Origin of the sequence: Nocardia sp. JMUB6875 (genome assembly GCF_041154655.1) — a bacterium.
Lineage (GTDB): Bacteria > Actinomycetota > Actinomycetes > Mycobacteriales > Mycobacteriaceae > Nocardia.
This window is the reverse complement of sequence record NZ_BAAFGR010000228.1, coordinates 1-9804: the sequence shown is the minus strand read 5'-3', so window position 1 is coordinate 9804 and position 9804 is coordinate 1. Positions and strand designations below refer to the sequence as shown.

General features: G+C 69.1%; 7 protein-coding genes and 2 pseudogenes. 5 read left to right on the top strand and 4 right to left on the bottom strand.

Going from position 1 to position 9804, the window contains the following annotated elements; genetic code table 11:
• Together ACAM49_RS35750 and ACAM49_RS35745 are read left to right on the top strand one after the other, a co-directional pair.
• Nucleotides 1-921, top strand: a pseudogene (locus ACAM49_RS35750) (hypothetical protein); the annotation flags it as partial.
• Between the two features lie 240 nt (nt 922-1161).
• Nucleotides 1162-2988: a phosphoenolpyruvate carboxykinase (GTP) gene (locus tag ACAM49_RS35745; RefSeq protein ID WP_369639964.1), complete on the top strand. Its 1827-nt coding sequence runs from the start codon at nt 1162-1164 to the stop codon at nt 2986-2988.
• A gap of 59 nt (nt 2989-3047) precedes the next feature.
• Here the strand turns inward: ACAM49_RS35745 and ACAM49_RS35740 are convergent, their stop codons facing one another.
• Complete coding sequence (locus ACAM49_RS35740) at nt 3048-4481, bottom strand: aldehyde dehydrogenase (RefSeq protein WP_369639963.1); 1434 nt, start codon at nt 4479-4481, stop codon at nt 3048-3050.
• Between the two features lie 241 nt (nt 4482-4722).
• Between ACAM49_RS35740 and ACAM49_RS35735 the strand changes: the two genes are divergently transcribed.
• Both ACAM49_RS35735 and ACAM49_RS35730 read left to right on the top strand, forming a co-directional pair.
• Nucleotides 4723-4926: a hypothetical protein gene (locus ACAM49_RS35735; protein WP_369639962.1), complete on the top strand. Its 204-nt coding sequence runs from the start codon at nt 4723-4725 to the stop codon at nt 4924-4926.
• 203 nt (nt 4927-5129) lie between these two features.
• Entirely contained in the window at nt 5130-5432 is a 303-nt protein-coding gene (locus ACAM49_RS35730; RefSeq protein WP_369639961.1) for a hypothetical protein, read from the top strand.
• 6 nt (nt 5433-5438) lie between these two features.
• Here the strand turns inward: ACAM49_RS35730 and ACAM49_RS35725 are convergent, their stop codons facing one another.
• Nucleotides 5439-6254: a class I SAM-dependent methyltransferase gene (locus ACAM49_RS35725; RefSeq protein ID WP_369639960.1), complete on the bottom strand. Its 816-nt coding sequence runs from the start codon at nt 6252-6254 to the stop codon at nt 5439-5441.
• A gap of 187 nt (nt 6255-6441) precedes the next feature.
• Here ACAM49_RS35725 and ACAM49_RS35720 point away from each other — a divergent pair, with 187 nt between their 5' ends.
• Nucleotides 6442-7611, top strand: coding sequence for a glycosyltransferase family 4 protein (locus ACAM49_RS35720; protein ID WP_369639959.1), 1170 nt, complete (start codon nt 6442-6444; stop codon nt 7609-7611).
• A 64-nt stretch (nt 7612-7675) separates the two neighbouring features.
• Here the strand turns inward: ACAM49_RS35720 and ACAM49_RS35715 are convergent, their stop codons facing one another.
• On the bottom strand, nt 7676-9472 hold the full coding sequence (locus ACAM49_RS35715) for a hypothetical protein (protein ID WP_369639958.1): 1797 nt from the start codon (nt 9470-9472) through the stop codon (nt 7676-7678).
• Between the two features lie 10 nt (nt 9473-9482).
• A pseudogene (locus ACAM49_RS35710) lies at nt 9483-9804 on the bottom strand (polysaccharide biosynthesis protein); the annotation flags it as partial.

Here is a 9804-nt window from a genome sequence, read left to right as displayed (position 1 = left end):
GGGGCGGTCGGGGATCAGGTGGCGATCGTGCGGGAGCGGGTGGTGGCCGAGACTCGGCGGCGGATCGAGGCGCAGGTGGCCAAGGTGCGCGAGGGTGCGGACGTGGCCGCGTTGCGGGAGGAGCGGGCGCGGCTGCTGGCGGTCGGGGACGGCGGGCGGGGCAGTGCCATGGCGATCGTGCGGAATCGGCTGCAACTGGCCCGAGTTGATCTATTGCACGAGGTCGGGGCCAGGATTCGGACGTTGCACGGGCAGGCGCGGGCCGAAATCGAAGGGCTGCCGCGGAGCGCGCTCGCCGAATTTCCGCGTCATGTGAGCGATTCTGTGGAAAAACTCACACAGGAGATTGATCGGACGATTCGCTCCAGGATCGGCGAATTGTGCCGTCAAGTCGAAGAATCCGTCGCGGAGGAATGGCATATATCTTTTCCGCCACCGCCGGAACGGGTGTCGCGCGCGCTGCCGTCGCCGGGCCCGCGGTTGCGGGGCGTCGAGGACCATCTGGTGATCGCGCTGGGCGCCTCCGGCGGCTTCGGATTGGGCCGTCTGCTGGTGGCCCCGCTGGCCCTGCTGCGGGCCTTCGACTACGCGATCATGCCGGTCAGTCTGCTCCTCGGTGCCGCCGCCGCGAGCTGGGTGGTGCGTGCCCGCCGCCGCCTCGCCGACGGCGCTCACCTGCGGCAATGGGTCGCGGACACGCTGGTCGACGCCCGCGCGCAGCTGGAGCAGCGGGTCGCCACGGCCCTGGTGGACGTCGAGGAGCGGCTCACCGACGAGGTGCTCGGGAGTGCCACCGCGCGCATGGTGGAAACCGATCTGCGGGTCGGCGAATTGGAGGCGCAATTGCGGCAGGCGGCGCAGCGGCGCCCCGCTTTACTGGCGGCATGCGAACGTGACCTGGCCGCACTCGAATTCACATAGCGGCTGGTCGCAGGTTTCGACCCGATACCGAGTGGACAACCCGATTCCGTACACCCCGATATGTGGCGTTAACCTCTATGGCAGGAACTAGGGCATCCGCCGTGTTGTTGTACGCCCGTCCAGTGGACGGACCGAACGGCGAGACGAGCGGGAGTCCTGCCGCAAGTAGTGGCACTCGGTGTCGCGAGCCGTGGTCCTCGGCTCGAGGCCATCGGGGCCGCCCATCTCAGGAGAGTTTTCATGACCTCAGCGACCATTCCTGGTCTTCATGATGGCACCGCGCCCACCGAGCACAAGGAACTGCTCGCCTGGGTACAGGAGGTCGCGGAACTCACCCAGCCCGATCGCGTGGTCTGGGCCGACGGATCCGAGGAAGAGGCCGTTCGCCTCTCCGAGCAGCTGGTCGCCGCCGGCACCTTCAAGAAGCTGAACGAGAAGAAGAAGCCCAACTCCTACCTGGCGCTCTCCGATCCGTCCGACGTCGCCCGCGTCGAATCCCGCACCTACATCTGCTCCAAGACCGAGGCCGATGCCGGCCCGACCAACAACTGGGTCGACCCGGCCGAGATGCGCGCCACCATGACCGAGCTGTACCGCGGCAGCATGAAGGGTCGCACCATGTACGTGGTGCCCTTCTGCATGGGCCCGCTCGGCGCCGAGGACCCCAAGCTGGGCGTCGAGATCACCGACTCCGAGTACGTCGTGGTCTCCATGCGCGTGATGACCCGCGCCGGCAGCGCCGCACTGGAGAAGCTGGGCACCGACAAGCCGTTCGTGAAGGCCCTGCACTCCGTGGGCGCCCCGCTGGCCGAGGGCCAGGCCGATGTGCCGTGGCCGTGCAACGACACCAAGTACATCACCCACTTCCCCGAGGACCGCGAAATCTGGTCCTACGGTTCGGGTTACGGCGGCAACGCGCTGCTGGGCAAGAAGTGCTACTCGCTGCGCATCGCGTCAGCCATGGCGCACGACGAGGGCTGGCTGGCCGAGCACATGCTGATCCTCAAGCTGATCTCGCCGGAGGACAAGGCGTACTACATCGCCGCGGCCTTCCCGTCGGCCTGTGGCAAGACCAACCTCGCCATGATCCAGCCGACCATCCCGGGCTGGCGCGCCGAGACCCTCGGTGACGACATCGCGTGGATGCGCTTCGGCAAGGACGGCCGACTATATGCCGTCAACCCGGAATTCGGCTTCTTCGGTGTCGCCCCCGGCACCAACCACAGCTCGAACCCGAACGCCATGGCCACCATGGAGGCCGGCAACACCGTCTACACCAACGTCGCCCTGACCGACGACAACGATGTGTGGTGGGAGGGCCTGGAGGGCACCCCCGACCACCTCATCGACTGGAAGGGCAACGACTGGTACGAGCGCGAGTCGGAAACCCTGGCCGCGCACCCGAACTCGCGCTACTGCACCCCGATGTCGCAGTGCCCCACCCTGGCTCCCGAATGGGACGATCCGCAGGGCGTGCCGATCTCGGCCATCCTCTTCGGCGGCCGCCGCAAGACCACCATCCCGCTGGTGACCGAGTCCTTCGACTGGCAGCACGGCGTGTTCATGGGCGCCACCGTCGGCTCCGAGCAGACCGCCGCCGCCGAGGGCAAGGTCGGCACCGTGCGCCGCGACCCGATGGCCATGCTGCCGTTCATGGGCTACCACGTCGGTGACTACCTGAACCACTGGATCACCCTGGGCAAGAACGCCGACGCGCAGGCGCTGCCGAAGATCTTCTACGTCAACTGGTTCCGCCGCGGCGCCGACGGCCGCTTCCTGTGGCCGGGCTTCGGCGAGAACTCCCGCGTGCTGGAGTGGATCGTCAACCGCATCGAGGGCACCGCGAACGCCGAGGCCACCCCGATCGGCAATGTCCCGCACGCCGCCGACCTCGACCTCGAGGGCCTGGACGTGAACGCCGACGACGTCGAAGAGGCGCTCGCGGTCAACGTCGACGAGTGGAAGAACGAGATCCCCTCCATCGAGGAGTGGTTCGAGTTCATCGGCGACAAGCTGCCCTCGGGCCTGCGCGACGAGTTCGAGGCTCTGAAGCAGCGCCTCGCGTAAGACATGAGAAAAGGCTCGCCCGCACATTCCGTGCGGGCGAGCCTTTTTCGTGCGCCTGGTTACGAACCCATGGGCATCAGAAGGGATTTCGTCTCGCAGTAGGCGTCCAAGCCCTCGGGACCGTTCTCGCGGCCGATGCCGGAGGTCTTGTAGCCGCCGAACGGAGCGCAGGCGTCGAAGGCGTACCAGTTGATGGCGTAGGTGCCGGTGCGGACCTTCGCGGCGACGGAGGCGCCGTGTTCGATGTCGGTGGTCCAGACCGAGCCCGCGAGACCGTAGTCGCTGTCGTTGGCGATGGCGATGGCCTCCGCTTCGGTGTCGTAGGGCAGGACCGAGAGGACCGGGCCGAAGATCTCCTCGCGGGCGATCTTCATGGAGTTGGTGACATCGGCGAAGACGGTCGGCTTCACGTACCAGCCCGGCAGGTCGGCGGGGCGGTCGCCGCCGCGGATCAGGCGCGCGCCCTCCTCCTTGCCCGCGGCGATGTAGCCCTCGACGCGTTCGCGCTGCTTCTCCGAAATCAGCGGGCCGAGCTGGGCGGCCGGATCGTCGGGCAGGCCGACCGGGAACAGGTCGATGGACGCGTTGAGCGCCTCCAGGATCTCGTCGTAGCGGCCGCGCGGGGCCAGGATGCGGGTCTGGGCCACGCAGGCCTGGCCGCTGTTCATCAGGCCGGAGAAGGCGAGCTTGGGCATGTCCTCGATGTTCATGTCCGGCAACAGGATCGCGGCCGACTTGCCGCCCAGCTCCAGCGAACAGCGCTTGAGCTGGCTGCCCGCGATGCCGGCGATCTTGCGGCCGACCGCGGAGCTGCCGGTGAAGGTGACCTTGTCGACGCCCGGATGGGAGACCAGGTATTCGGAGGCGTCGGCCTCGGCGGGCAGCACCGACAGCACGCCCTCGGGCAGCCCGGCCTCGGCGAAGATGTCGGCCAGCAGATTGGCGGCCAGCGGGGTCAGCGGCGCGGGCTTGAGGACCACGCTGCAGCCGGCCAGCAGGGCGGGCGCCATCTTGTTGACGGCGAGGAAGAGCGGCACGTTCCAGGCGATGATGGCCGCGACCACGCCGACCGGTTCACGGGAGACCCGGGTGGTACCGAACAGACCGGTCCGAGTCTCGGTCCAGGGGAACGACTTTCCGAGCCCGGCGTAGAAGTCGAGGGTGGCGCGGGCGGGGACGTAGTTGAGGGTGCTGGCGGCCATGGTGGGCGCGCCCATCTCGGCGGAGAGGGTATTGGACAGCTCCCCGGCCTTCTGGTCCAGCAGCGCGACGGCGCGGGACAGCAGGGCGGCGCGCTCCTCCGGCGGGGTGGCGGGCCAGGGTCCGCTGTCGAAGGCCCGGCGCGCGGCCGCGACCGCGGCGTCCACATCGGCGCGGGTGACGACGGGCACGCTGCCGACGGTTTCCAGGGTTGCGGGCGAGACGACGGGCAGGGTGTCGGGGCTGGACGGCGCAGTCCACTGGCCACCGATGAACAGACTCTGGTACTCCATGAGAACACGTTACAGTTTTGCCCTCGCCGCTGTCTGGATCATGACCGGCTATCGTCCCGCTGACCGGGATTTTCTTTGAAATTCGACTCCTCGGTTTCTAAGTCGCCTTGTTACCGGTGAGGCAAAACATGATTCGAAATCCGAGTTGCCGGGCGGTGGCCTATGCTCGGCTGTGCACGCCTTTCTCCACCAATCTGGTCGGTTGCTATGCATTAGCTGAAACGAAAGGTAGATCCCTCGCATGACTGATGTGCGCATCGATGACTTCCTGCTCGGCGAGTTGTCCGATGCCGACCAGCCCGCGATCAGCACCCCCATGCAGCGGGCCGCCGGTCAGTTGCAGCGGGTCCTCCCGCCGGGGTGGCGGGTCGAGGTGGTGGAGGCGAGTTATCCGACGGTGCGCAAGGGGCAGCCGGTCCTGCGATTGATGTTGCCCGACGACTGAGCGAGCCGGATCCGGCGGGGGCGCAAGCGATTCCGCATACTCATGGCAAACGGTCAGCACTCAAAAAAATCGAATTCCAACCTGTCGGTTCGCTTTTCACCGAACGCACTATTGCATTCGACGGCCGTAGCGAGCATGCTTTATAGCTACCGTGGATAGCTCGCTCGATACATGAACCGTTACCGCACAGGGGAGTCCGAGTCATGGCGGTGCAAGTAGTCGGTCGATCGCTGATGACCAGTGATCTCACCCCGCATCAGGCGAAAAGCGTCGGCGTCGGCGGCTGGGTGGTGTCATTCCTGCCGGGCCGGACCCTCACCACCGCGCAGGCCACCGCCGCGCTCCAGGCGGCCGAGGCGGTTGCCGCGGTGAACGCTCTGGCCGGTCAGGTCGGGCTCACCGCGATGGAGACCGTCGGGTTGGCAATCCAGGAGTCACCGTGGGGCGAACCCGAGCCGTGCACCGGCCTACGCCGCATCTTCCGGCGCGGACTCGCCGAGCGCTGAGCCTGCTCAGGAGTTGACCGGGCGCGCCCGCTTGGTCGCCACCACGACCAGGTTGCTGACCAGCAGCTCCCGCAGGCCCGGCACGTGCACCAGCCACCAGGCCCAGCGCGGGTGATAGCGCGGGAACACCGCGAGAATCTCGATATCGTCCGGAGTTTCGCGCGCCCAGCGCAAACCCTCCGAGGCCCGCACCGCGAAAAGCGAACGGCCGAAACGATTCTTGGGCTCCCGGCCGTGCTTGCGCCGGTACCGCCGCGCCGCGTACTCACCGCCCAGGTAATGCCACGGCCCGGTCTCGTGGCCGCCGAACGGCCCCAGCCACACCGTGTACGAGAAGACCATCAGCCCACCGGGTTTGGTGACCCGCAACATCTCCTCCGCCATCAGCCACGGCTGCGGCACGTGCTCGGCCACATTCGAGGAGACACAGATCTCCACCGCGTCGTCGCGGAACGGCAGCGCCATGCCCGACCCGCGCACCGCGCCCGCCACCCGCAGCCCGGCCGCGTGCATCTCCGACGGATCCGGCTCGACCGGCAGATACCGCGCCCCCGCCTTCCCGAACTCGTCCGCGAAATAGCCCGGCCCGCCGCCCACGTCCAGCACGATGGTGCCGCGCAGCGACTCCCCGGTCAGATCCCGGTAAAAGTCGCCGACCAGTTCGGCGGTATCGGTGGCCACGCCGCCGTAGAACACGGCCGGATCGGTCTGCTCGAACCGGAAGCTGCCCAGCAGCCGTAGCGACCGGCGCAGCGTCGCCCGGCGGGCGAATCGCGGGCCCCGCCCGGCGCGGCGCGTGGAGGACCGATCAGCTCGAAGCACGGCGGCAAGTCTCGCACAGGCCCACAACCACGGCTGCAACCGGCGCTTCCCCGTCCTCGGCGGTCGGCCCACTCGCCGAAATGACGAGTGGTCGGATGACCACTGCTGGCCCGTGGCGGGTCCGCGGGCTATATGGTGGAGCCCATTGTCTGTCCGTCCTCGCCTGTGAACCTCTGGAGATCCGCCCGTGCGTGAAGTGCTGCTGCTGTGCTGGCGCGACACCGGGCATCCACAGGGTGGGGGCAGCGAGCGTTACCTGGAGCGGGTCGGCGCGCAGCTGGCCGCGCGCGGGGTGAAGGTGACGCTGCGGACCGCGGGGTATCCGGGGGCCGCCAAGCGCGAATCGATCGACGGTATCGAGATCAGTCGCGGGGGCGGGCGGTTCACGGTGTATCCGCGGGCGCTGGCGGCCATCGCGCTCGGCCGGTTCGGAATCGGTCCGCTCAAGGGACTGCGACCCGACGCGATCATCGACACCCAGAACGGCATCCCCTTCTTCGCGCGGACCGCGACCTCCGCGCCGACCGTGGTGCTGGTGCATCACGGGCATCGCGAGCAGTGGCCGGTGGCCGGGAAACTGGTCGGCCGGATCGGCTGGTGGATCGAATCCCGGCTCTCGCCGCGCGTGCACCGGCGCGATCAGTACCTGACGGTCTCGCTGCCCTCGGCCGAGGAACTGACCGGGCTCGGCGTGGCCGCGACGCGAATCGCGGTGGTGCGCAATGGCGCCGAACCGATTCCCGCACACCTGCCCGCCGGTGACGACGGCACCCGCACCCCGCATCCGAGCATCGTGGTGCTGTCGCGGCTGGTGCCGCACAAGCAGATCGAGGACGCCATGGCCGTGGTGGCCGGGCTGCGCGAGAGCGTGCCCGGCCTGCACCTGGACGTGATCGGCGGCGGCTGGTGGGACGGGAACCTGCGCGCGCACGCCCAGGAGCTCGGCATCGCCGACGCCGTCACCTTCCACGGCCATGTCGACGAGGACGAGAAGCATCGGCTGCTGGCCCGCGCCTGGGTGCACGTGCTGCCCTCGCGCAAGGAGGGCTGGGGGCTGGCGGTCATCGAGGCGGCCCAGCACGGGGTGCCCACCGTCGGATACCGGAGTTCGCGCGGGCTCACCGATTCCATCGTGGACGGGGTCACCGGCATGCTGGTCGACGATGCCGCGCAGCTCACCGCGGCCGTCGGCGATCTGCTCGGCAATCACGAGGCGCGCACGGTGCTCGGGGAGAAGGCGCGGGCCCGGGCGCGCGAATTCTCCTGGGAGCAAACGGGAAACGGCGTCTACGAGGTGCTCTCGGCGGTGACCCGGGGCGAGCGGGTCAGCGGATTGATCGCGCCCGCGATTCCGTAAAGCGAGCACGCCGCCCTACTACGCTTCATAGTGTTGAAGCATGTGGATCATCGTCGTCATCGCGCTAGTCAGCATTGTCGTGATCGGGGTGGGGTTCGCGCTCGGGTTCCCGAAGGAGTGACCGGCGCGCCGAAATCGTTGCCGCGGTGAGGAATCCGCCGAGCAGCAGGGTCGCCCACAGCAGGTGCGCCGCCCCCGATACCCGGCGGGCCTCGGGTGAGGCGTCATTGGATTCGATATCGCCCGGCACCCGGTACAGCGTCAGGTCCGGGTCGCTGTAGACCTGATTCAACTGGGCGAGAGTGCTTTTCGACTCCCCGAGCGGTCCGGGCGTATCGCCTTCGACCAGTACCCAGCCCACGCCGAGCGAGGCCAGTTCGGCCGCGGACTCGCCGCGCGCGAGCGCCTTCTCCACGCGCCGGGCGCGTTTGCCCTCACCGGCGACGACGCCGCCCCGCACCGGAAGTTCCCCGGTTTGCAACACATCCCGGCGCAGCATGCGCGGGGCCGGATCCAGGACCGGCGCGCTACCCGAATGCGAGAACTTCCGGAACATCCCGCCCGGCAGCACCGCGACATCACCGCGCTCGTCGACGATCTCGGCCACCCGCTGCCATCCGGCCGGATAGTGCACCGGCCGCAGTGACCCGCCGACGCCCCACGCCAGATCTGGCAGGGCGATCAGCGCCAGCACGATGAAAAGCGCTGCGGCCGAGCCGGTTCGAGCGCGCGGCGGCCGTTCGGCGCCCGCACCGTCCAGCACGTTCGCCGAGATCCACCGCCCGGCGATCCGGCATCCGGCCGCCGCGCACAGGGCGTAGGCGGGCACGGCGAGCGCCACATACTTCTGGGTGTCCCGCAGCAGCCCCGCGCCCGGCACCCGAGCCACCAGGAACTCGCCGACCGACAACCCCCACCCGGTCGCGCCGAACGCGGGAATCACGATGGCCGCCACCGCCAGCCAGATCAGCCGCCGTTCGACGGTTCCGGCGCGATAGGCCGCGCGCACCCCGATCACCACCGGAGTGAGCAGCAGAATCGTCCCCAACAGCGCGAAAAGACCGGTGCGGGAGTCCGGTACGGCGGTGCCGTTCCAGATACCGCCCAGTCCGGTCAGGCTGCCCAGGGTGCCGAGCCAGGGTTCGGCCCGGGCCGCGAAGGCCGCGATACCCGCCGGATCCGAGGGCGCGGCGCCCGCGCTCGACAGCGCCGTCGCGGTCAGCCATGGAGCCGCGGACAGGATCCAGAGTGCCACCGTCGCAGGCAGATTCCGCTTGCCGACCAGGACGAGGGCCACGAGTCCGGCCAGCAGGGAACCGGTCGGGGTCAGTCCGGCCGCCGCCAGGCAGGCGGTCAGCGCCGCCCAGGTGCCGAGGGTGCCGGACGGGGGCGCGGCCCGTAATCGGGCGGCCAGCAAGGCGATCCAGGGCAGGGCCGCATAGCCGGTGAGCAGGCTCCAATGCCCTTGGAGCAGGCGCTCGGCCACATACGGGTTCCAGATGGCGACGGTCGCGGCCACCAGCCGGGGGCCCACCGAGACATTCAGTAGCTCGCGCGCCAGCGCGGCCGCACCCCAACCGGCCAGCCAGATGGCAGCCAGCAGAATCGCTTTGACGACGATGCCGCCGTCCACGACCGGGGACAGGACCGCGATCAGAGCGTCCTGCGGGACGGCGCGCGGCGCGGCATCGCCCAGGCCGAGTGCGGAGTCGGTGAGAAACGAGCGCGGCGTGCTGACCGCGTCCCGTAATAGCAGATAGCCCGAACCCAGCAGCGGCCCCAGCACGACCGCGGCCAGCACCAGGCTGTACCCCGCCGGTATCAGCCCGCGCCACCGCCGCTCCCGGCTCTCCGCGTTCACACCCGGCACCCTAGCCGTCACGCGTCGCCCGCCACGCCACGCCGGTGATCACCAGCGTGGTCACCGCCGCGGTCACGGTCGCGATGACGATCAGCGAGAGCACCGAATGCGCACAGGTCAGCATGACCGCCACCCCGACACCCAACCCGATCCACGTGATCGCCGCCGGGGCCGTGCGATCCGCCGCGATGGCCGACAACAACGTCACCTGCAACACCGCCAGCAGCGCCCCCTCCAACGCGAACAACCACAGCAGCCCCTCGATCGGCGCGTAATCCCGCCCGGCGAACATCGGAGCCAGCGGCGCCGCCACCGCCGCCCCCGCCACGGTC

What these genes read in the sequence shown, in the direction of transcription:
- ACAM49_RS35735 (WP_369639962.1), top strand. Translation starts at nt 4,723, where the DNA reads ATGACTGATGTGCGCATCGATGACTTCCTGCTCGGCGAGTTGTCCGAT.
- ACAM49_RS35730 (WP_369639961.1), top strand. Translation starts at nt 5,130, where the DNA reads ATGGCGGTGCAAGTAGTCGGTCGATCGCTGATGACCAGTGATCTCACC.
- ACAM49_RS35740 (WP_369639963.1), bottom strand. Translation starts at nt 4,481, where the DNA reads ATGGAGTACCAGAGTCTGTTCATCGGTGGCCAGTGGACTGCGCCGTCC.
- ACAM49_RS35745 (WP_369639964.1), top strand. Translation starts at nt 1,162, where the DNA reads ATGACCTCAGCGACCATTCCTGGTCTTCATGATGGCACCGCGCCCACC.